The organism is Vibrio algivorus, assembly GCF_030161215.1.
Classification (GTDB): Bacteria; Pseudomonadota; Gammaproteobacteria; order Enterobacterales; family Vibrionaceae; genus Vibrio; species Vibrio algivorus.
Window position 1 is genome coordinate 595,209 of record NZ_BSPV01000003.1, and the last position, 20,968, is coordinate 616,176.

Below are 20,968 nucleotides of genomic sequence, written 5' to 3' on the forward strand. Positions count from 1 at the left end.
ACTATCTGAATATCGATTTTCAGGTGATGGGTTTGCTGCCGAGATTATCGAGAAGAATCCCGAAATTGATGGTAGTACGCTCATTGCCTTAATTCTTAAAAAAGCCCATCAAAAAATTAAAGGACATAAAGAGGCAGTCAACAATGGCCAGTTCTGAATTTATTCTTGCTCCACGAATCGATGAAAATAAAGCGCGGCAAGAAATGCAAAAAATGGATGACGTCGCCCGTCGTTCTGCTCAGCAAATGACGGCAGAGTTTGATCATGCTTGGGATACTATCGGGCGAAAAGGGCAGTCTACTTTTAGCAAGCTTGGAAAGCATCTTCAGGGGGCCGCTGCATCAATGGTGGGTAATATCGCTGCTAATGTAGTGATGAAAGCTACAGAGATTGCTACGGATGCTGCGACTAAGGTTTTTCAAGATTTAGAAGCGACCAAGCAAACCGCTAGGGAGCGTTATGAACAAAACCGCGATATTAATAGTGAAGCTGATGCTCTTGGAATTGGACGTGGTAAATACGCTGCATTAGATATTGCTGGTGTCGCTTCAGGGCTTGATCGTTCAGATGTTCGTGGTTTGATGTCTGGCTTTGTTGGTGCATTGGAAAAGCCAGAAATGGAGAAGTTTCGAAATGATGCCAATGAAAATGGTATTGATAAGGCATTTCTAGATTTCATTGGTTCCACCTCTAAATTAAAGCCAGAAGAAGCCGCGCAACGTATGAATGACGTGTTTGGCGATGAAGATGCACTTAAAGCCTCTAAATTCATGAAGCCAATTCAAGACTTGATGAAGCATGGGAAAGCATTAAATTTTCAAAATATTGTCGATAATATGGCTGGTAGGCACATCGATGTTAAGGGGCTTGAGAAATCCTTAAATATGTCCGAAGAGCAAATGAAAAGTATGTTTGCCAATGATGCAAGTTTACTTGAGGAGCATATAAAAGGAGTTGCTGAGCAGAATAATGCGGAAGATATTGTGACATCTGATAACTCCACAGATAGCGTTATAAATGCCAATCTTAAAAATTTGCATATAAAAGTTGAAGGGCAACTTATTGCTGATGATTTAACTAAAGCAGAAATTAATACGGGTTCAGCAGTAGTTAACTCCAATACATCTACTGCTGTGCAATCTGATGTTAAAAAGGCTGTTGATTTATGGAATGCAGGAGGTGGTTCAGCTCTTGATCCAGAAGCATGGTCTAAGTTTTCAAAAAGCCTAATTTCATTCACTAATGATGATCCTAACTCCCCCATGCCGAAAAAAAATGAATCGGTGTGGGAGTACTTTAATCGAAGCCAAGAATACAAAAGAAAATCTCTCGTAGAGCAAACTGAACAAGCGGCTGAGAACAATAAAAACCGCGGCGATACTGGTCCACTTAAGTGAGTAATTATGATTTCAGAAAAAGCACCGCCGATATTCTTATTTTATCTTGATGAAATGCTGTCTTCAGAAGAACAAGAAGATCTTTATCGCATAAATGCTATGGGTAATCCGACCCCAGACGATTTATTGGATATGTCGAATATTATCGCTAATAGTCGGAACTTGAGTAAAGGCACTCCCATTCCGGTTCCTCTAGTGGGAGATTTGATTGGCATGATCCCCGATGGTTACAAACAGAGTGTAGTGAAAAGCGTGGATATGGTGAAAGGGATCCCGGTTTTAAAAGGTAACGTTAATTCAGCTACGATAACATTGAAAAGCAGTAGTACTGATTTTGTTAATGCGATCATGGGGGTGGCCAATTATCTATTTTCACAAGACGACGCATTACCTCGGGTTTGCTTCTTTAGTCCAGAGCTTGTAGTGATTGGTGGGGTTATGCTCAATATGACCAAAGCGACAAAAACTGATTCAAACGAGCAGGTTATATCTATTGAGTTACAGCGTGGCGATAAGCAATTCTTTACCAGGTTTCATACTCTCTCCCAAAAGGCCGCAGAAATTTGGGATATAACCGTTAACACTATAACTTAATCGTCGGGCGTGAATGTTTATGAATTCTTTAAGTGTAATGGGTTTATCTCAGGAAGATTTTACTTGGTATAACGTTGGCTTGGTGTCCGGTTTTATATCGAGAAATATCCCACAAATCATTAATGAATATACGGTTGCGGATGACGATATCACTATCATGGTTCTTAATACACCTGAAGTTTCTGGCTTAGATTCTTTTAAAATGGCTTTTTGGTTCCGTGATACTTATTTGCCTGTTTATGAAAATGGCGATATTTATGTGAAAGCAAATGGGGCTTTCGCCACTAAGAAGTATTCTGGTGGTCAGGCCCTTTTGGGGATTCGTAATGAGAGTTAGAGCGACAATTGAAGAAGGGTATCTATTCTCTATCGATTACTGGGAAAGACCTCACTGGTACGCTTCCGGTTTAGCTCCAATGAAAATTACAGCGAATGGCTATACATTTTCTGGTTATGACAATGCACCGGCACAGATGATAGAAGGTGAGTCTTTTCTTGATGTAGTTCAGCCAAGAACTAGAGCTATTTCATGTGCGGCTGATTTTCTAGAAGAAGTGGGTTATACGCTTAATGTGTATTCTGGTGATGTTATGAAAATTGAAGATATGGTTGCCTTACCGGTTCGAGCTATTGAAGCTGTAGCACAGTTTCGATATGAAGCAAACCACTTACCACAGCTTCATTACCCTGTTGGTGATTTGAAGATTGTAGCGATTGATGGGGAGTTTGATTTGACGACCAGGGTGTTTAAAGGGGGGATTGTTTTTGAGTGATTTTCATAATAGCTTCAAATACTACTTTATTAGGAGTTATATGGAATGGAAAAAGTAATGTCTCAAATTAGTTTGTTTTTGGGGAGAGCCGATAAGTTTAGCCACTTTGTGCTATTTTCCACATTTGTGTTTTTTCTGGATGGCACCCTTGTGTATTACAAAGGTATGTCCATACTCTCGTTAGATTGGGGGTATGTATCTTCAAAGCTGAAGGTTGGAGAGGTTCTTGTATTCTTTTGTATGTTCAGTTTATTTATGACTTTCGTTGTTGGCTTTTTAAAGAATGCGCTTACCATCATTGGTTTAATCTTGCCTGATTGGTTGAGGTTTGATCAATATGAAGAACTTACTCGACGTAGGGGGGATTATAAAACGACTAGCCAAATGGTAAATTTCGCTATTGATGAGGATAATTCTATTGCTTACAACGTAGCAATTAAAAAAATTGAAGAGTTAGAGTCTGGGCGAGCGTTTGAAAGGCATTGTTTTGCTTTTGTTTTGGTTAGTTTGATTAGCTTTTTTATTGGCAGCTCTGACGTAGCTTCATTGGTAAGAAAAATATTTACATTTAAACCCAACCAAGATGTTTTTAGTATCGAGATGGTTAAATCGATTTTGGTTCTTTCTTTATATATGACAACTTTTTATATTGGAGTCTTAAAGGGGTGTGGTTTTATTGATAAAAGTAACTATTCAGAAAGAATTTATCATCCAAATAAAGAACCACAAATTAAACCTTAGTTTATTTAAAACTCACCACTCGGTGGGTTTTCTCGTTTTTGGTATCAAATTTCGACTTGGCCGGTTACTCGAGTAAGCAAGATTGGTATCAAAAATCACTTGGCCACATCCTGGAATAGTCAAAAAATGGTATCAAACATGTAATTACTGAAAGCTCTAATTTGAGATTGTCGTTATTGACGACCAGATCTTTTAAGGGAGGGGGTTTTCTTTGATGAGGTATAATTATACGGAGTTGAGTATAACTCTTGATTTATACGGATTTGCGTATAATAATGGGTTTATACGCAAATCCGTATAGTGAGGTCTGCAATGATTATTAATACACCTAAAGTACTCGCTGCATTTGTCAAAGATAGCAGAAAGCGGCAAGGGCTTTCACAAAGTGATGTTGCCTCTCGTGTGGGGTTGCGTCAGGCCACGATATCTGAATTTGAAAATAACCCAGATAGAACTTCAATTGAAACAATACTAAAAATTTTAGCCGCTATGAAGTTAGATATGCATTTAATCTCAGAACATACGTCAATAAAAACTAGTTCTAACAGTATTAACACTGGTGATGAATGGTGAGTAATTTAATTGTATTGATGAACGGTCAGAGAGTTGGATTATTTACCAAAGCTAGTAATGGTGCACACTCATTCACTTATGATAAGCAGTGGATTGAGTCAGATAATACGAGACCAATATCTTTATCTATGCCGCTAAGAAGTGATGCTTATACTGGTAATGAGGTGATTAACTTCTTTGATAACTTGTTACCAGATAACCAGAAAATTAGAGAAAGAATTGTATCGCGTTATGGTGCAGAAACTGCTCAGCCTTTTGATTTATTGTCTAAAGTTGGCCGCGATGCAGTGGGGGCGGTTACTTTAATTTCTGAATCGGAGGCGGTCCCTAATCATAAAGTTATCGAAGCCAGAGAACTTGATGAAAATGGTTTATCTAAAATCCTTAAAGGTTATTTAGATGACGCGCCACTAGGTATGTTAAAAGAAGAAGATGATTTCAGAATATCTATAGCGGGTGCCCAGGAAAAAACAGCATTACTTAAGCAAGGTGATAAGTGGTATATCCCACACGGTTTAACACCGACTACTCATATCATCAAATTACCGATTGGTGAGATTCAAACATCTAGCCATACTTTAGATTTATCAAATAGTGTTGATAATGAACTCATATGCATGAGGTTATCACAAGCATTTGGTATTCCGACCGCTAACTGTGACATTCTCATTGCAAATGAAATGAAGGCTTTAGCAGTAGAAAGATTTGACCGAAAATTAGCTTCAAATAAAGAATTTTTTCTAAGGCTTCCGCACGAAGATTTTTGCCAGGTTTATGGCCTGTCTCCTGCCAATAAGTATGAAAGTGATGGTGGAATTGGTATTGCAGAAATAATGAAGGTGTTGACTTACTCTTCTGAGTCAGAAGATAGGAAAACCTTTATGCGCAGTCAAATTTTATTTTGGCTACTTGCTGCTATCGATGGTCATGCTAAAAACTTTTCATTAAGTATTGGTGCCGGAGGGAAATATTCTCTAGCTCCGTTATATGACATTCTATCCGCTTATCCTTTAATTGGTGGACGTGGTCTTAATGAGCGCGACTTGAAAATGGCGATGAGTTTGAAGGCAACTAAAGGTAGAAAAAAACAGTGGTCCAAAATTCAACCTAGGCATTTTGGTGATACAGCAAAAGAGGTATCGTTTAGAACTAGTGAGTTAAACATCCTCTTGGAAGAGTTTTCAGATATGACACGAGAGGTTATTGATTCTGTTGCTAATGCTTTGCCTGATGGAGTTAATGAGGATGTACGAGATAAAATATTTGATGGTTTACTTAAGACAGTAGGAAAAATCACTACAGTGTAAATTATTACGGAATACGGGATAGTTTATCAATTTGATAAGCACCACTTACTTAGATCGTTAGTATCTAATTAAGTGGTGCTTTTTTATGGCTGGATTTTATGAAATTACTTAATGCACGAATACGTGATACTCAACTCGAAGTTGATATTGACGGTGAAACCTTAAAGCCTACTGATGTGACCAACGTATCTGCTGGCCAAGAAGATAGTGATGGTTTCCTCCTGATGGGGGATGAGTTTTCGATTTATCTTACTAATACCCAATTAGATGCACAATTCATCGTCGATAAGGCGATAGGCATTGCAGAGCAGGCTATTGCTATAGCGAGTAAAAATGTTGTCACAAAGGTTACTGGTGGTTCGGGTGGTCCGGCAGTCGGTACCATTGAAGTATTGGCACCAGATGCAAAATCCGAACTCGAATCTATCAAGCAAGATTTAGAAGATTTAAAACTGAGGTAACTATGACTTCATTAACAGGATATTTAGGAAAAGCTCGAAGTGTTGCGCGGTTTGAGAATGAATTTAAAACTCAAGCGGCAAGCTTGTATTACGCAGAAAATATTGGGTTTGATTTCTCATATTGGCAGATGGCCGGAGTGAGTTTTAGTGCTGACTCGTTTAATACCTGGATTATTGAAGAATCAGTAAAAAAGGCGATTATCATTTTGAATAGCTCGGTTTCTGTCGAGGAGTTCACTTTAAAACTGGATTACACCTTGGCTGGTGTCCAAGGCTCTCAATCAATGCAAAGTATGTATGGGATAAATTAATGAAATGGGACAGTGAGCTCGGGGCTATTCCCGAAGATTTTGACACACACATGGGGCGCTATTATAGCGCCTTTATTAATTCTAGTGCTGAGTATAACAACATAGCTTATAACACATTCCTAGCAAGTGATGAGTATAAGGTTTATTACCCAGCCGTTCAGGTTGATATGTATGCCGATAACATCATGGCCGAAACGTTTCTGCAAATGTCGGAATTTATACAAACAACCAACCTTAAAATATCCAATCCAACCACAACACCAAATGCTCTGATTGCCGGGTTACGGGAAAATTTTGGTTTGCGTTCATCTGTGCAAGAAATGACGGAAGAGAATGCTGGAAAAATGCATGTAGCTATTGATTATACGCCTGACGATGATCTTAATCTTCAAATAGCTGCTTACATGGAAAGCACGTGTGTGGTGGCGAGTACGTATATGGTTGGTGATATTGAACAATCGATTGTACTCAGTGAGGGCGGTATCGAAACATATAGATGGGTAGCCCAAACAGAACAAGACATGATTTTCAAAATAACTATGAAGGTATCTAGAAATTCAACCGCAGCAACCGATACACCTGAAGATGTATTAAGTAAGTTTATGGCTAATTGGAATGAGTTTTATTGGATTGGTATGGATGTTGAACCAGAGAAGTACTTTGAAATTAATCGTGATGCACCATATGCCTCGGAAATTATAACTGAATACTCATTGGATGATGGTACTACTTGGGAAACCTCACCTTACGAATCACCATATAACATCAAGTTCATCCCGACACTCGATATTGCAAACATTATCTTTACATAGGAATAGGCCATGAGTGAATTATTCAAAGATGATGAAATGGACCAACTATTTTATGGCATTACGTTAACGGCTAAACAAGAGTCGATGATTAATGAATTGGTCAAAATGAATAAAGAAGTTATTGGCTCTAAAGTTTTTGGATACGTGCTTTATGACAATGGTACGTTTCCAATTATGACAAACCTTAATCGTGATTTTTTTGCCGAAAATTACATAGTTATTCTAACCGCAATGGGCCAAGCCGGTGTTTATGACTCTTACACCTTTTTGATTAAACAAGTGTTAGGTGTAGGGGTGGTGATTGAATATAAAGTTCCAAAACCACGGCACCTTATTATTAATATTGCCAATCTTGAAAAAACGGAAACTAAGATAACCACGAGTTCTGGATTGTGGTTATCGACAAGCTCAAATCTTGGTCTAATCGCCACACAGACAAATTCTGAATTCACCATAAATCAGCTAAAGAAAGTACTCGAGATCTTAGCTAATCCATCAGGTACTTATCTCGATATACGTTTTGGTAATACGGCTTATATTTTAAAAACTAAAGATGATAAATGGCTTACCACTAGTGATGGTTTGGGCATTATTGCGACCACCGAAATTCCCGAATAAATAAGGACTACATTATGACTGAAATAACAAGCGAAGAGCTGAAGCAAAAAATTGAAGGGCTTGAGAAGATAATCTCGAATATGAAAACGGATTTATCTATTACGAAGCAATTACTGGAGAAATCTACGCGAGCTGATCCAACAGGTTCAGTTGCTATTAGTGATTTACCCGCTATTTCGGATGATGAAATAGGGGAGAATCCTCAGCTAATTCTTGAGCATGCAACGGGGACGAAAAGGGGATTTTTAAGTCAGCTACTCGATCAATTACCTGACTTGGAAGTTACAGATATCCCAGCCGCAGTGAACAGCACTGACTCTGGTTCTGGTTTTGGTGGTTTTAGATACACCGTAGATGGTTCAACCTTAAATTTATTTACGAGTTAATATCATGGCATTATTTATTGATAATCAAGAAATGTTGAATTTGAGTATCGATGGTATTGCCATTGATAATGTAAATGTTGATGGCGTAACAGTTGCTCAAAAACCAACTATTACTACACAACCAATAGCAACGACTATTGATGATACTCAAACGGCAATATTATCAGTGGTGGCAGATGGATTAGGTTCTACTCTTAGCTATCAATGGTACATGGATGATACGGCCATTTCCGGAGCTACAGCGGCTAGTTATACATTTACCCCCAGTGCAACGGGAACGTATTCATTTTATTGTCGTGTTAATGGTTTTGGTGGATATACACAGACTGATTCAGTTAATATTTCAGTTGAGACATCAGGCTCAATTCATCAGTGGACTCTAGGCCAGGATCTCACAGCTATCATATTTAACTCTTATGGGTTTGTGTCTAGTGGTGATAGTAGTGGCGTAGCCATTGGCGATTTCCAACCTAGAAGCACGATAATAGGTTTGGATTGTGTCAGTATGGTCTTGTCTGAATACAAGGACCCATCTAACGGTTCAGCAGCTGCATTAGCTTTCTTGGGTAATTTTAGCGGTAGTATATCTGTCGATGTAGCTGGTTATGGTGTTATGAGTGGACCTTTAGCATATTCGGCTGAAGACAATTCCACCTATTTGAACATCTGGACAGTTCCCCCCGAAGGTTCTCCGTCAGGAGCAACTAATGGCGAAGGTTTCTCAGCATTTATGAAATCTCACATTGGGCAAACTGTTACCGTAAAAATAACAACGGAATAGCATTAGCAATTCAACCGTATAAAGTTACTCCATATCAAGCAATCAAATCATACACATCATCATTGATTGATAAACGTGATACGCTTTCAATTATGGTGATTATTTGATACTCATTACCAGCTTCAATTTTTTGGATAATTTCATTTTTACAAATTTCAGTATTGTTTTCAGAGCAATGCTTAATGATGGTTTTGGCATTATTGATGAGACTTGTAGCTGGTAGTTTCTGACCTGCCATCTCTTTTAACACCCAACCACCTAAATGATACATCGGCGTTAATATTGTTCTTGAAAACTTCATTGTCAATGTATTGCCTATCGTTACACGAGCAGGGATCCCATACAGTGATAATTGGATATAGCACATCATGGCTGCGGTTTGATCCACATCGACACAGTTAGCAAGTAGTAGCTGTTGTGGGTTATATCCTTCAGAATACATAGCATCAGCTAAAGCAACGATCATTCCTCCAGAACCACAAGCGGGTTCACTAGCAGTGAGATAACGTTGCGATTCAATAAGCTTTTTATCAAGTGTTAATTGAGCACACATTTTAGATAATGAATAGGGCGTAAAAAATTGGCCCAAGTTCTTTGAACCGATCTCAAGAGCCATATATATTTCACCAAGTAAATCCCCAAATCCATTTTGTTCAAATGCTTCTGTTAGTAGCCCCGCCATTTTAGTGAATTGGTAACGATCTTTTTTCTCATATTGGTTGATGATTTGGAGGTATTTGTTTTCTAGTTCTTCATCTTTCAATGATGCATTATGGATGGCAATAGCAAAACAAGTAATGAAATCATCCCATACTTTGTGGCGATGATGATAAGGGGCGGTGCTCTTAAACTCTTTTTCTAGTTCTTTGCGATAGTTCATTTTGTATAATCTCAGTTACAATGTCACGTTTATGTTTTGGATGATATAGAGAGATTTGAATTAATCGAGAGATGAATGATAATTTGGGAGGGGATTTTCAGCAGAAGTAGCAAATAGCCCTAAATCTGCCCTAAATAAAATATATCTTTTTATAACTCATTGTTTATGAAGTATAAAAACATGTATTTACTAAACTTGTTCGAAACTTGGTATAAAATGGCAAGCCTCATTCAATCAGGCTTAGATCTGACGCCAATTATCACGCATCATTTCCCAATTGATGATTTCCAAGAGGGCTTCGACACCATGCGTGGCGGGCTTTCTGGGAAAGTTATCTTAGATTGGACTAAGTAGTTTTAACAGATACAACTTATAAAAAATGCTCTAAACCCTCAGTGATTAACTAACCACTGAGGGTTTTTCTATTTGAGATAACCTAAAACCAATCAATTACACTTGAATACTTTTTAAAAATCTTATGTTTACAATTTTTCTATAATTTGACATTCAGAGTTCTGGATAATGACTTGGTAGGATAGTGTAGTGTTACTACTTGTGAGATCTAAATTAAGTGGTAAATCCGGAGCCGAAAATTGAAATTGATTAGATGAATTACCAGAGACTTGTGAGCTCATAGAGTTTCCACTTTTACTCGATATCTTAACTTGTATAATATCGGCGTTAGTCGTTTTTAATATTAGTTTTGCAGTTTGCGTGCTTGACTGACAGCTAAGCTCTGAATTTGGGAACGGTTTAAGCATACTTTTTTCAGCAGCTGAAAGTAGAGTAGGTAAGAAAAGAGCGGCGCAGAGCGCCGCTATAATAGTAGAATAGTGTTTCATGTCTTAGTATTGAGTAACTGTTGCTGTGTTACCCCAGCCACTTACAGTAGTGTTAGACATATTTTCATTGCCCATCTGTAAAGTAGTTGATGTATTTGCTACACCACTAACATTTGTATACGCAATATTGTCATTACCTAGTTGCGTTGTTAGTGATGTGTTACCCCAACCAGAAGTTGTTGAACCTGCAAAGTTGCCATCTCCAACTTGATCAATATTGGTATAGTTAAATACACCAGATGCATCAATATAACCCTGGTTATTATTACCATCTTGATCAACTGATGCACTTGAGAAATAAGCGTCATGAGCATTGATACCAGCAGAGTTCATATCACCATTTTGATCTATTGAAGCAGTTACTCCACCAGAGCCTGTGACTACAATTTCACCATTATTCATTGAGCCATTTTGATTTACTACTGAATTAATACCACCAGAATCACTTACACTTATTAAAGCCGTGTTAGAAAAACCATCATTCACATTGTTTTGGTTAATAGTGGAGCTCACATATGCTGAATTAGATGTAGAAATGCTTGCTGAGTTACCCACAACACTAAAATCAACACCAAAACCTGTAGCTGATGCTACGGCACCTTGATTAATTGTCGCGTTAACGACAGTTGAATCTGAGGTGGAAATATCGGCAGTATTTGAGCTTAATGCGACATCAAAATTTCCAGCAACAGCAAGAGCACCTTGGTTGACAGTTGAATTTACAAATGAGGAGTTTGTGGTTGAAATTCCAGCAGTGTTCGAGCTTGCTGCAAGGCTCACAAAGCCTGAAGAAGACGCTGAACCTTGGTTAATATTGGAGTTTGTTGCATATGAACTAGCTGTAGTCACTGTTGCAGAGTTATCTGCACCTAGTGCACCTTGTAAAACATTAGCATCATTAAAAGCACCACCAGTGATCATCACATCTGAGCTACTTTTTGTACCAGCTTGAAATACATTAGCATGGTTGCTAAAGCCTGAATGTACCTGCGCATTAGATAGATTACCGCTGCTATCACTTGCACTGATTTGTGTGACGGTTACGGTGCTTGCTACACCAGATAACCCTACTGTGGAGGTATTATCTACGGCTAATGCTTGCGCACTAAATCCGGTAGCTAAAATGGTTGAAATTGCAATTGTTAACTTTTTCATAATAAATTCCTTTATATTATTTTAGTGTCATGTTGATATTTCTATTCATACCATTAATTATTATTAAACTGCTTTGCCCAGATTGATTGATATCGTATCCAGACATACTTACGTTGCCGCTATCAACAATGTAAGCAAGATTGCCATTGCCTGACTGGGAGATAGAACCTTCTAGGCTAACTCCAGATTGGCTTAATATGGCTTCATTTTCGTTACCATCCTGAATTATCGAACCTGTGTTTCCATATCCAGACTGCATTATGATGGCTAAGTTACTATTCCCGTATTGATCAATACTTGCACTATTGGCGTCACCTCCTTGTTTTATTAATGATTTATTATCATTACCTTTTTGAGTTATTGATGCTGTATTTCCAGCATCAAAATCGCTAGATTGCTTTATATAGGCAATATTTGATTCGCCTGAAATATTTATATAAGAAACGTTATATTTTGTTTGATTTGTTGTTTCGGTTACTAATTCATCTTTTAAGGATAGTTCGCTTTTAGCAAGATCTAAATTAGCGATGGCTGTATTTAATGATGCTAAATAAAGAAAAATACTCGAGGAGTATAAAAAAAATGATCTATGTATATTTATGATTTTCATACCCAATCCTTGTGCGTTATTTAATAAGGATTATGGTATTGGCTTCTGATTGTGGCTATAAACTTACAGTTGAATATAAAAGATAATCTATAAACTAAAGTGTGAGTTTTTTAATTTAATATCTAGAACAAAAGTTTTTATGGTAAAAAACTTTTGAACCTAAGTTTACATTGGCTTGACATTGCCCTAACCTTTGTTAAATAAATTTGTATATTTCACGATATATTTCTCAATAATGAGAAATCATCAAAAGGAATCTTTTTTGTTGTGGATGTTAAAGGAGGTTTCAAGTTACTTGTCTAGTATGAACATAAAGGGAAGCCTGTGTAGGTAAGGGAATGGAGGGCAGCATGGATGAAAAATTATACTTGATAACAAGTAAGACATTACAGTCTTCTTTACTCAAGGAGAATTTAGAAAGGGAACTGGAGAGGAAAATAGAACCAGTAACATTTAATAATTTTCTCGAATTGATTGACACATTTAATATTAAGCCTGTTCATATTGTTCTAGATATGGAATATATTCAAGGCGATATGATTAAAGTCTATCTAAATCATATGCATGAAGAAGGAAGAAAAGCCAAAGAGATTTTAATTAACAATAACCATGATATTAGTGTGTCTTTTATTTTGCAATTTCCTAATGTTGTGGGGGTGTTTTTTAAGGATGACTGCCTAGCTAATATAACCAAAGGATTGAGTGATGTATTGTCTGGTCGTTTTAGTTTGTCAAATGAATTGTCTCAAAAAATAATTGAATATTATAGAGAAAATGATTTGTTCTCATCGAGAGCATTTGCAGATTTAACTTGCCGGGAAGAGGAAATATTAAAGCTACTATTAGTAGGGGCTTCTAATATTCAGATTGCTGAACAATTATTTGTTAGTGAAAATACAGTAAAAACACATTTGCATCATGTATTTAAGAAGATAAAAGTAAGAAATAGATTGCAAGCTCTGATGTGGGCAAAAAAATACAAGTTTGATGGGGCTGTATGAAAAATATTAATAGTGTCTTATTTATTTGTACCTTATTGATTTCAATTCCCTTTTCAATCAATGCGGAAGTCGAAGCAGTTAACGGTAATGACACTATTGATAGTAATAATAAAGTAGAAGAAAGCAACATATTACCTGATACAGAAGGTGGAATAAATGGATTGATTGTTGATCAAACTATGACAGTACTGGGGAGAAACTTTTACTTTTACTTCTCTCAAAAATTAAATGATAAACATGAAAATCTATCGATAAATCTAAGTGTTAAAGAAAGACCAACAGCATTGTCGGGCAGTATTATTACCATCTTTCACTTTAACACTCCCATATATAGAACAAGTTTATCACCTGGCTTACAACAAGCTGAAACTAAGGCAGAACAAGCCGTTGATAACATTTCCGTCTATTTATTAAGGTGGAAATTAGACAGAAAGTTCTCAGATAAAACCGATCTTGCTCCTGATGAGCTTTAAGGTGTAATTATGAAAAGGACGTTCAAAACAATTATATTCATTAGCTCTGTTATGGCTGGATTTCATGCCCTATCTACAGAGCTAGTTTATCAACCAACCAACCCGAGTTTTGGAGGAAATCCTTATAACGGATCCCACCTCTTAAATGTCGCCAATGCTATTAATCAATATGAGCCTGATGATGAGTTGGGTTTAACAGCGGCAGATCGGTTACAAACAACTTTACAATCTCGACTTCTGAATAACTTGCTAGATGATGTGAGTTCAGGAAAGTCTGATGGTGGTCAATTGGAAACTGACGATTTTATTTTGAATGTAGTTGATGATGGTAATGGTGGCTTGACTTTGAACATCTATGACAAAGTCAGCGGAGAATCATCTGTGATCCAAGTTAGCGACCCTTTAGGTAATTAATATGGAGAATCACATGATGAAAAAGTTTTATGTAGTCGCCATGGTCATGGTATTAACGGCTTGTTCAAATTCCATCTCGATTCCTGATGCTGAAGAAGAATCCCAACTTATGTACCGAGGTGTGGCTTATAAAGATTTAATTAATCTACCTAAGCCACAAGGAATTATTATGGTCTCGGTTTATAACTTTAGAGATCAAACTGGTCAGTATCGACCACAGCCAAACAGTAATTTCTCTACCGCCGTCTCACAAGGCGCAACGTCGTTATTAACTATGTCTCTTATTGATTCAGGTTGGTTTGCTCCGCTTGAGAGAGAGGGCTTACAGAATTTGCTTACGGAACGAAAAATTATACGGGCAGCACAAACGAAAGGAGAAGCCTTTAATCAAGGAGGTCAATTACCTTCACTTCAATCGGCCAACATATTAATTGAAGGTGGTATTGTTGCTTACGATACAAATATTAAAACAGGTGGGTTAGGTGCCCGCTATTTAGGTATTGGGGCTTCCGGTGAATACCGAACAGATCAAATCACAGTAAACTTACGATCCGTTGATGTTAGAACAGGTAAGATTTTATCTAGTGTTACTACGACCAAAACCATATTGTCTTATGAGGTTAGCGCTGGAGCATTTCGCTACATCGACTATAAAGATCTGTTGGAAGTAGAGATGGGTTACACCAATAATGAACCCGTTAATATTGCTTTGATGTCGGCGATTGATACTGCGGTTATCTATACGGTAATTAAAGGAATTAAAAATAACTTATGGAATCCCGCTAGTGTAGAAGAGCTTAATAATCCGGTTTTCCAACGTTATGTTGATGATAAAGTAGAAGTTCTTTAAATCTACTATTACGATAACCCATTAGTTCGAATAATAATCTTGCTTAATTTTGAAGTGCTCACTCCGGTGGGCATTTTTTATTGCCTATAACTTGTTCATTTTGCAGCTGCTTGAATACATATGTCATTAAATTGACTTAATGGATTGATAATGTTGATAAAAATCAAATATTAATGAAATTATGTCACGATAAAATGTATCAACTAGTTCTAATTTCACAGTTTTATAGATGTTATTCACACTTTTGATGACATGCTTCAGTAGAAACGCTAGAATTGCGGTCTGTTTAAAATGTAGTGATTGATTTTTAGTTAGTGGTTGTTTTTACATCACAAATTTCTTATGAAATGGCTGTAAATTTTCGGTGTGAAACTTTATCAAATCCGCGGAAAAATCGATTATCTATAGATAAATAAACAGGTTAGTTCTTTTTACTGAATACATGTTGCTTGTTGTATAGAAAAGCAATCTTAATGGATTGTCTACTATTAACAGGCAGTGTATTGGTAAAGCGACGAAATTAGTCGCATACCAGGTGTTCGTTTAGCTTTTGGTTTGGCCGCTGATCAGCTAAACACTAGAACACACATTGGTGGTTACGCATAGCTGGCCGTTACTTTTGTGATGGTTTTTGTAACAAGCTCAGGTTAAATTTCCTGAGCTTTTTTTATGCCAGTAAGAAAATTTCTCTCTGTCCTTTTTTATTCAAGCGTTTATGGCACAATTCCTATACGTAAGTGGCGTCAAGATGCAGAATTCATAGCTATCATCCAAGCTTTTAGGTAAGGAAAATTGCTGAAACTCGTATCTTGACGTTACTTGGGTATATCACATTTTTAACTTGGCGCGCTCAATATTATTATGAAAATTATCCACACTTCAGATTGGCATCTTGGTCAAAATTTTTTTACAAAAAGTCGTAAGAATGAGCATCAAGCTTTTATTAATTGGCTACTTGAGTTGGTTAAAGCACAACAAGTTGATGTTGTTATTATTGCAGGAGATGTCTTCGATACTGGCACGCCACCAAGTTATGCTCGAGAGATGTACAATCAATTTGTCGTGAAATTGAGCGAACTAGAGACTACCTTAATTGTTTTAGGTGGCAATCATGATTCGGTTTCAATGTTGAATGAATCTAAAGATCTGCTTGCTTGCTTAAATACCCATGTTATTGCGAATACGACGGAAAACCTTGATGAACAAGTGATCTTGCTGGAAGACCGTAGTAAACAAGCTGGTGCTATTTTGTGTGCTGTTCCTTTTATCCGACCGAGAGATGTGTTGCAAAGTGTCGCGGGAGAAACGAGTACTCAAAAAAAACAAGCACTGGGTGAGGCTATTCAGCAGCACTATCAAACATTGCACGATAAGGCATTAGAAATACAAAATGAGCAAGAACAGACACTCAAACGTAAACTGCCCATTATTGTAACGGGGCATTTAACAGCATTAGGTGTTACGACGTCTGAATCTGTACGAGATATTTATATCGGTTCACTCGAAGCTTTCGATGCTAAAGCTTTTCCTCCTGTTGATTATATTGCACTTGGTCATATACACAGACCACAAATTGTTGCTAAATCTGAATCTATTCGATATTGCGGATCACCCATTCCGTTAAGTTTTGATGAGATAAAAACGAAAACGGTTGAAAGTGAAATCACAGAAAAAGGCCAACCAAGGTTATCGAATAAACAAGTCGTGTTAGTAGAATTTAACGAGAATGGTAAACGAATTGAGCCGCTTCCTATTCCACTTTTTCAATCCATGACGACATTAAAAGGATCGCTTGAAAGTATAGAGTCGCAATTGCAGCAGTTTGTGGGTATTGAGCAAACGGTTTGGTTGTGTATTCATGTAGAAATTGACGATTATTTGTCAGATTTGCAACCTAGAATCCAAGCGATGACAGAAGATCTCAATGTTGAAGTATTACAGTTACGTCGTAGCCGATCGCAGAAAACTCAATCACTTACTCAAGAGAAAAATGAGACATTGGCGGAGCTTACTCCACAAGATGTTTTCCACAAGCGAATGAGCCTTGAATCTTTTGAAGGAGAAGCGGCAGAGGCTAGGCAACAACGAATTATTCAGCAGTTTGAGCAAGTCGTATCCGATGTCTTAGAGCAACAAGGTGATCATGGCGACGATCGTAATAAGGAAGTGAAATAATGAAAATTTTAACGGTTCGCTTTCAGAATTTAAATTCCCTAAAGGGAGAGTGGAAAATCGACTTCACTCAATCACCTTTTGCTGAAAATGGCTTATTTGCAATCACGGGGCCAACTGGAGCAGGGAAAACAACCTTACTCGATGCCATGTGTCTAGCTTTGTACCATCAAACACCACGTCTGGGGCTTATCTCTACTTCAAACAATGAGATCATGACTCGCGGTACTGCGGAATGCTTAGCGGAAGTTGAATTTGAAGTAAAAGGCAAAGCCTATCGTGCATTTTGGAGCATGCGCCGTTCCCGAGGTAAGGTAGATGGGAACTTGCAATCCGCGGTGGTTGAACTTGCTGAAGTGGTAAGTGGTAAAATGCTGGCTACTCAAATAAAACGAAAAGACATTTTATTAAAAGATATTACGGGCCTTGATTTTTCACGTTTTACTAAATCAATGATGCTGTCTCAAGGGCAGTTTGCCGCTTTTTTAAATGCCAAAGAATCAGAGCGAGCCGAGCTACTTGAAGAGTTAACGGGCACGGAGATCTACGGTCAAATTTCAGAGAAAGTGCATGAGTACTTTACGGACGCGAAACAAAAGTTAGTGGCATTGGAATCGCAAGCAAAAGGCGTACAGCTTCTTTCTTTAGAGCAAGTTTCAGCGCTGAATAATGAGCTTGAAGAAGTTAAGTTACAACAGCAGAAAAATAAACAAGCATTACAAGCTTGGAATGAGCACCATCAATGGTGGCAACAGTACCAATCAGCCCAACAGGCCGTTCAAGAAGCGAAGCAACGACAAGAAAAAGTGAATCAACAAAAGCTAGATGAACAAACACAGTTGGATAAACTTGAGAAAAGTGAACCTGCGGAAAAATTGAAACAGCCTTTCCAACAATGGCAACAGACCAGAATACAACTTGATGCTATTACCACTCAATTAAATGAAAAGCAGCAACAATTCTCAGAGACTGAAAAGCAGAAACAATCGAAACAGCGGAACTATAATCAGGCAATAGTTGCATTGGAGCAACAAAAACAATCACAAAGAAATCTATTCAAATTAATTGATGATCAAGTATTACCTCTCGATCAAGATATACAGCAAAAAGAGACCAAAGTTACCGATTTAACGGCTCAATACCAAAATGAAAATAAGCAGCTTAATCTCGTACAACAAGATCTTAACCAAGTTAAATCAGCCCTAGAACAAGTTCAAAAACAACAGGCTACTTGCCGTGAGTATCTAGATAAGCATGCGAATGACGAGGTGATTTCTCAACACCTAAATTCATGGCAGCTGCAAGTTGAGCAAATGGCCCAAAAGGGGCGTGAAATAGCCGAGCTAAATAAGACTATTCAAGCTGAACAACAAGCAAAAGATAAGCTGGCTAGTACGATCGCAGCAGAAGAAAAACACTTTCACCAATGCCAAGCGGATGTTCATGGTAAACAAGCTCTGTATCAAGCTGCTAATCAAACCTGGTTATCTCTTAATACCGATGAACAAAAAAATACGGAACAATTGGCTAAAGAGTTAGAAGAAAAAGATCAACATCGCAATTTTATTTATCAATTAAGAATCAAACACGATACATGGTCAAAGTTATCGCAAACTATCTTGCGTGAAGCTAAGGTATTGGTTGAGCAGAATAAACAGCATCAACAGCTCACCGATAATTGCACATTATTACGTCAGGCTTATAAAGCGAAAGATGCAGAAATACACAGCTATAAAACACTTATCGATCAGGATACGCAATTTGCCGATTATCGTGCCAAATTACAAACGGGTGAGGCGTGTCCTTTATGTGGTTCGTTAGAACATCCGGCTCTAGATCATTCGACAGCGCTAAATCGCTCGCAAGTCAGTCTAGATAAAGAACGAGCCGAAATAGAAAAAAAGACGATTGAAACGCAAGGCATGCAAGCTAGGTCGCAACTAGATTCTACCGCTCGCCATATAACAGAATTAACACAAAAACAGCAGCAAGATAAAGCTGAGTTGAACGTGATTGAACAACAATGGCAGCAAAGTTTTACCAATCAAACATTACCGCTGTTTGAGATTGAAGACGTAAAACAATTACAGCAATATGAAGCCGACATTCCTAGGCAAATCGAAGCCATCAAAGCGAGGTTATCTCAACTTCAACAAGCTGAAAAACAATTGATTGCTTGCAAAGAAGCACTGCAATTAAGTCATTTTCAACAAGAAAAAGCCAAAACCTCATTAGAGACGCTCAGACACCAAGAGCTGACCCTGTTAAAACAAGATGATGCCAAGCTTCAATCATTGCAAAGCATGCAAGAGGATAGAGCGACAATTTATCAAACCTTAACTGATCAATGGCTAGCTTTAAGTTATAGCTTGCCTGACTATTCATTACTTGAGGGTAGTCTAATTGATGTTTCGCCATTAAATCAGTGGTTAGAGCAAAAGCGCCAAGCATCGCAACAATGGCAGCAATATAAGCAGCAATCTATTGAACTGGCGCATAAACTTGTACAAGCGCAACAAGATGAAGTTCGGTTGAATCAATCTCTAAAAGAGAAACAACAGCTTTTAGGTGAAACGAATAAAGCACTCACTGCTCAAGTTGAATGGTTAGCACATCAGAAACAAGAGAGATTGGCATTATTTGGTAAACGAAATATTGCAGAAGAAAAACAAGCGAGCCAAAAACAATTAGATGAAGCGGAGCAAGCTTATCAAGTTGCTCAACAACAATGGCATAGTTTGCAAGTTCAGTTAGAAAAATTATCCGGTGAGATTGCCAGCACTCAAAATCAGTTTGAACAACAAACTCAAGCTTATAAAAAGGCACTAGAAGGTTGGCAACAAGCTCTCACACAAAGCCCATTTGAAAGCCAGGCAATATTTGAAGAGTCATTATTAGATGACAATGAACGGCAGAAACTTATTGTCTTGCAACAAGAGATAAATAACCAAGTAGAGCGAACCGTTGCCTTAGTCGATAATGCCAATAAACAGTGGGATCGCATTCAACAGCATGAAAAGGCTTCTCAGTGGATGACGACTGATTGCGAAATGGTGTTGAAAAGCCTGAAAGAAGTCAGTGAGATCTTAGATAGTCAAACCTACCGCATTGGACAAATTGAACATGAATTAGTAAGTGATAAACGTAGGCGAGAAGGGCAAGTTGAGTTATTTAAACAGATAGAATCACAGCAATCGTACTATGATGATTGGCAGTATCTCCATGCTTTAATTGGTTCTAAAAGTGGTGATAAATTTCGAAAATTTGCTCAAGGGCTTACTTTAGATAACCTAGTGTATTTAGCCAACAAACAGCTGGAACGACTGCATGGACGTTATTTACTACAGCGTTCAGGCGTTTCAATCAATGACAATAACCAAGCGTCTAATGCTTATGTATCGACTGACGGGTTGTCATTATCGGTGATTGATACATGGCAAGGCGATACAATCCGAGATACGAAGACTTTATCTGGTGGTGAAAGCTTTTTAGTAAGCTTAGCTTTAGCGCTCGCATTGTCAGATTTGGTCAGTCACAAAACCAGTATTGATTCTTTATTCTTAGATGAAGGTTTTGGTACATTGGATGCCGATACATTAGATATGGCGTTAAATGCATTAGATAACTTAAACGCATCCGGAAAAATGATTGGTGTTATCAGTCATATAGATGCGATGAAAGAACGTATTCCAGTTCAAATAAAAGTGCATAAACGTAATGGACTTGGAATGAGTGAATTAGACTCTTCTTTTCGTGTGTCAGTTTAATTGGAAATCTATACCCAAGTGACTTCAAGGTATAAAACTACCCAATATTA

General features: G+C 37.7%; 22 protein-coding genes and 1 pseudogene. 20 read left to right on the top strand and 3 right to left on the bottom strand.

Translation table 11 applies throughout. The features are described 5' to 3' along the window. The first annotated feature begins 143 nt into the window (after positions 1-143). The 13 genes from QQJ93_RS04425 to QQJ93_RS04485 all read left to right on the top strand — a co-directional run bounded on the left by QQJ93_RS04425 (position 144) and on the right by QQJ93_RS04485 (position 8,754). Entirely contained in the window at positions 144-1,397 is a 1,254-nt protein-coding gene (locus QQJ93_RS04425; RefSeq protein ID WP_089124282.1) for a hypothetical protein, read from the top strand. A gap of 6 nt (positions 1,398-1,403) precedes the next feature. Beyond that, the gene (locus QQJ93_RS04430; protein ID WP_089124283.1) at positions 1,404-1,991 is read left to right on the top strand and encodes a hypothetical protein; all 588 of its coding nucleotides are present in this window, start codon (positions 1,404-1,406) and stop codon (positions 1,989-1,991) included. Between the two features lie 19 nt (positions 1,992-2,010). Further along, positions 2,011-2,328 carry a hypothetical protein gene (locus QQJ93_RS04435; protein WP_089124284.1) on the top strand — a complete coding sequence of 106 codons (318 nt, stop codon included), beginning with the start codon at positions 2,011-2,013 and terminating at the stop codon, positions 2,326-2,328. Next, positions 2,318-2,764, top strand: coding sequence for a hypothetical protein (locus QQJ93_RS04440; RefSeq protein WP_089124285.1), 447 nt, complete (start codon positions 2,318-2,320; stop codon positions 2,762-2,764). Before QQJ93_RS04435 ends, QQJ93_RS04440 begins: the two co-directional genes overlap by 11 nt. A 45-nt stretch (positions 2,765-2,809) precedes the next feature. Beyond that, complete coding sequence (locus tag QQJ93_RS04445) at positions 2,810-3,505, top strand: hypothetical protein (protein ID WP_089124286.1); 696 nt, start codon at positions 2,810-2,812, stop codon at positions 3,503-3,505. A gap of 312 nt (positions 3,506-3,817) precedes the next feature. Beyond that, positions 3,818-4,078, top strand: coding sequence for a helix-turn-helix domain-containing protein (locus QQJ93_RS04450; protein ID WP_089124287.1), 261 nt, complete (start codon positions 3,818-3,820; stop codon positions 4,076-4,078). Next, positions 4,072-5,385, top strand: a complete 1,314-nt coding sequence (locus QQJ93_RS04455; RefSeq protein WP_089124288.1) for a type II toxin-antitoxin system HipA family toxin — start codon at positions 4,072-4,074, stop codon at positions 5,383-5,385. Before QQJ93_RS04450 ends, QQJ93_RS04455 begins: the two co-directional genes overlap by 7 nt. Before the next feature lie 98 nt (positions 5,386-5,483). Further along, positions 5,484-5,846 (top strand): hypothetical protein, encoded by a 363-nt coding sequence (locus QQJ93_RS04460; protein WP_089124289.1) that lies wholly within the window; start codon positions 5,484-5,486, stop codon positions 5,844-5,846. 2 nt (positions 5,847-5,848) lie between these two features. Continuing rightward, positions 5,849-6,157: a hypothetical protein gene (locus QQJ93_RS04465; protein ID WP_089124290.1), complete on the top strand. Its 309-nt coding sequence runs from the start codon at positions 5,849-5,851 to the stop codon at positions 6,155-6,157. Continuing rightward, a complete protein-coding gene (locus QQJ93_RS04470) occupies positions 6,157-6,969 on the top strand; it encodes a hypothetical protein (RefSeq protein WP_089124291.1) in 813 nt (270 codons plus the stop codon). The genes QQJ93_RS04465 and QQJ93_RS04470 overlap by 1 nt, the downstream gene beginning before the upstream one ends. A gap of 9 nt (positions 6,970-6,978) precedes the next feature. After that, positions 6,979-7,587, top strand: coding sequence for a hypothetical protein (locus QQJ93_RS04475; protein ID WP_089124292.1), 609 nt, complete (start codon positions 6,979-6,981; stop codon positions 7,585-7,587). Between the two features lie 14 nt (positions 7,588-7,601). Beyond that, entirely contained in the window at positions 7,602-7,973 is a 372-nt protein-coding gene (locus tag QQJ93_RS04480) for a hypothetical protein (RefSeq protein WP_089124293.1), read from the top strand. 4 nt (positions 7,974-7,977) lie between these two features. Further along, positions 7,978-8,754 (top strand): immunoglobulin domain-containing protein, encoded by a 777-nt coding sequence (locus QQJ93_RS04485; RefSeq protein ID WP_089124294.1) that lies wholly within the window; start codon positions 7,978-7,980, stop codon positions 8,752-8,754. Positions 8,755-8,788: 34 nt separating this feature from the next. Here the strand turns inward: QQJ93_RS04485 and QQJ93_RS04490 are convergent, their stop codons facing one another. Then, the gene (locus tag QQJ93_RS04490) at positions 8,789-9,634 is read right to left on the bottom strand and encodes an N-6 DNA methylase (protein ID WP_089124295.1); all 846 of its coding nucleotides are present in this window, start codon (positions 9,632-9,634) and stop codon (positions 8,789-8,791) included. Positions 9,635-9,826: 192 nt separating this feature from the next. Here QQJ93_RS04490 and QQJ93_RS04495 point away from each other — a divergent pair. Further along, positions 9,827-9,988 (top strand): annotated as a pseudogene (locus QQJ93_RS04495) (L-threonine 3-dehydrogenase); the annotation flags it as partial. A gap of 491 nt (positions 9,989-10,479) precedes the next feature. On the opposite strand, the gene QQJ93_RS04500 reads toward QQJ93_RS04495, so the two are convergent. Then, a complete protein-coding gene (locus QQJ93_RS04500) occupies positions 10,480-11,631 on the bottom strand; it encodes an autotransporter outer membrane beta-barrel domain-containing protein (RefSeq protein ID WP_089124297.1) in 1,152 nt (383 codons plus the stop codon). Positions 11,632-11,647: 16 nt separating this feature from the next. Beyond that, the gene (locus QQJ93_RS04505) at positions 11,648-12,241 is read right to left on the bottom strand and encodes a curlin subunit CsgB (RefSeq protein WP_089124298.1); all 594 of its coding nucleotides are present in this window, start codon (positions 12,239-12,241) and stop codon (positions 11,648-11,650) included. Between the two features lie 350 nt (positions 12,242-12,591). Between QQJ93_RS04505 and QQJ93_RS04510 the strand changes: the two genes are divergently transcribed. From QQJ93_RS04510 to QQJ93_RS04535, 6 genes are all read left to right on the top strand, one after another. After that, complete coding sequence (locus tag QQJ93_RS04510) at positions 12,592-13,242, top strand: LuxR C-terminal-related transcriptional regulator (RefSeq protein WP_160117510.1); 651 nt, start codon at positions 12,592-12,594, stop codon at positions 13,240-13,242. Beyond that, positions 13,239-13,715: a curli production assembly/transport protein CsgE gene (locus QQJ93_RS04515; protein ID WP_089124300.1), complete on the top strand. Its 477-nt coding sequence runs from the start codon at positions 13,239-13,241 to the stop codon at positions 13,713-13,715. The genes QQJ93_RS04510 and QQJ93_RS04515 overlap by 4 nt, the downstream gene beginning before the upstream one ends. A gap of 9 nt (positions 13,716-13,724) precedes the next feature. Next, complete coding sequence (locus tag QQJ93_RS04520; protein WP_089124301.1) at positions 13,725-14,129, top strand: curli assembly protein CsgF; 405 nt, start codon at positions 13,725-13,727, stop codon at positions 14,127-14,129. 16 nt (positions 14,130-14,145) lie between these two features. Further along, complete coding sequence (locus tag QQJ93_RS04525; protein WP_089124551.1) at positions 14,146-14,979, top strand: CsgG/HfaB family protein; 834 nt, start codon at positions 14,146-14,148, stop codon at positions 14,977-14,979. Positions 14,980-15,840: 861 nt separating this feature from the next. After that, on the top strand, positions 15,841-17,154 hold the full coding sequence (gene sbcD, locus QQJ93_RS04530; protein WP_089124302.1) for an exonuclease subunit SbcD: 1,314 nt from the start codon (positions 15,841-15,843) through the stop codon (positions 17,152-17,154). Continuing rightward, a complete protein-coding gene (locus tag QQJ93_RS04535; protein ID WP_089124303.1) occupies positions 17,154-20,918 on the top strand; it encodes an SbcC/MukB-like Walker B domain-containing protein in 3,765 nt (1,254 codons plus the stop codon). Before sbcD ends, QQJ93_RS04535 begins: the two co-directional genes overlap by 1 nt. Positions 20,919-20,968: the final 50 nt, after the last annotated feature.

Bases quoted from the DNA above. Each gene is read 5' to 3' on its own strand.
- QQJ93_RS04425 (WP_089124282.1), top strand. From the start codon at position 144: ATGGCCAGTTCTGAATTTATTCTTGCTCCACGAATCGATGAAAATAAA.
- QQJ93_RS04430 (WP_089124283.1), top strand. From the start codon at position 1,404: ATGATTTCAGAAAAAGCACCGCCGATATTCTTATTTTATCTTGATGAA.
- QQJ93_RS04435 (WP_089124284.1), top strand. From the start codon at position 2,011: ATGAATTCTTTAAGTGTAATGGGTTTATCTCAGGAAGATTTTACTTGG.
- QQJ93_RS04440 (WP_089124285.1), top strand. From the start codon at position 2,318: ATGAGAGTTAGAGCGACAATTGAAGAAGGGTATCTATTCTCTATCGAT.
- QQJ93_RS04445 (WP_089124286.1), top strand. From the start codon at position 2,810: ATGGAAAAAGTAATGTCTCAAATTAGTTTGTTTTTGGGGAGAGCCGAT.
- QQJ93_RS04450 (WP_089124287.1), top strand. From the start codon at position 3,818: ATGATTATTAATACACCTAAAGTACTCGCTGCATTTGTCAAAGATAGC.
- QQJ93_RS04455 (WP_089124288.1), top strand. From the start codon at position 4,072: ATGGTGAGTAATTTAATTGTATTGATGAACGGTCAGAGAGTTGGATTA.
- QQJ93_RS04460 (WP_089124289.1), top strand. From the start codon at position 5,484: ATGAAATTACTTAATGCACGAATACGTGATACTCAACTCGAAGTTGAT.
- QQJ93_RS04465 (WP_089124290.1), top strand. From the start codon at position 5,849: ATGACTTCATTAACAGGATATTTAGGAAAAGCTCGAAGTGTTGCGCGG.
- QQJ93_RS04470 (WP_089124291.1), top strand. From the start codon at position 6,157: ATGAAATGGGACAGTGAGCTCGGGGCTATTCCCGAAGATTTTGACACA.
- QQJ93_RS04475 (WP_089124292.1), top strand. From the start codon at position 6,979: ATGAGTGAATTATTCAAAGATGATGAAATGGACCAACTATTTTATGGC.
- QQJ93_RS04480 (WP_089124293.1), top strand. From the start codon at position 7,602: ATGACTGAAATAACAAGCGAAGAGCTGAAGCAAAAAATTGAAGGGCTT.
- QQJ93_RS04485 (WP_089124294.1), top strand. From the start codon at position 7,978: ATGGCATTATTTATTGATAATCAAGAAATGTTGAATTTGAGTATCGAT.
- QQJ93_RS04490 (WP_089124295.1), bottom strand. From the start codon at position 9,634: ATGAACTATCGCAAAGAACTAGAAAAAGAGTTTAAGAGCACCGCCCCT.
- QQJ93_RS04500 (WP_089124297.1), bottom strand. From the start codon at position 11,631: ATGAAAAAGTTAACAATTGCAATTTCAACCATTTTAGCTACCGGATTT.
- QQJ93_RS04505 (WP_089124298.1), bottom strand. From the start codon at position 12,241: ATGAAAATCATAAATATACATAGATCATTTTTTTTATACTCCTCGAGT.
- QQJ93_RS04510 (WP_160117510.1), top strand. From the start codon at position 12,592: ATGGATGAAAAATTATACTTGATAACAAGTAAGACATTACAGTCTTCT.
- QQJ93_RS04515 (WP_089124300.1), top strand. From the start codon at position 13,239: ATGAAAAATATTAATAGTGTCTTATTTATTTGTACCTTATTGATTTCA.
- QQJ93_RS04520 (WP_089124301.1), top strand. From the start codon at position 13,725: ATGAAAAGGACGTTCAAAACAATTATATTCATTAGCTCTGTTATGGCT.
- QQJ93_RS04525 (WP_089124551.1), top strand. From the start codon at position 14,146: ATGAAAAAGTTTTATGTAGTCGCCATGGTCATGGTATTAACGGCTTGT.
- sbcD (WP_089124302.1), top strand. From the start codon at position 15,841: ATGAAAATTATCCACACTTCAGATTGGCATCTTGGTCAAAATTTTTTT.
- QQJ93_RS04535 (WP_089124303.1), top strand. From the start codon at position 17,154: ATGAAAATTTTAACGGTTCGCTTTCAGAATTTAAATTCCCTAAAGGGA.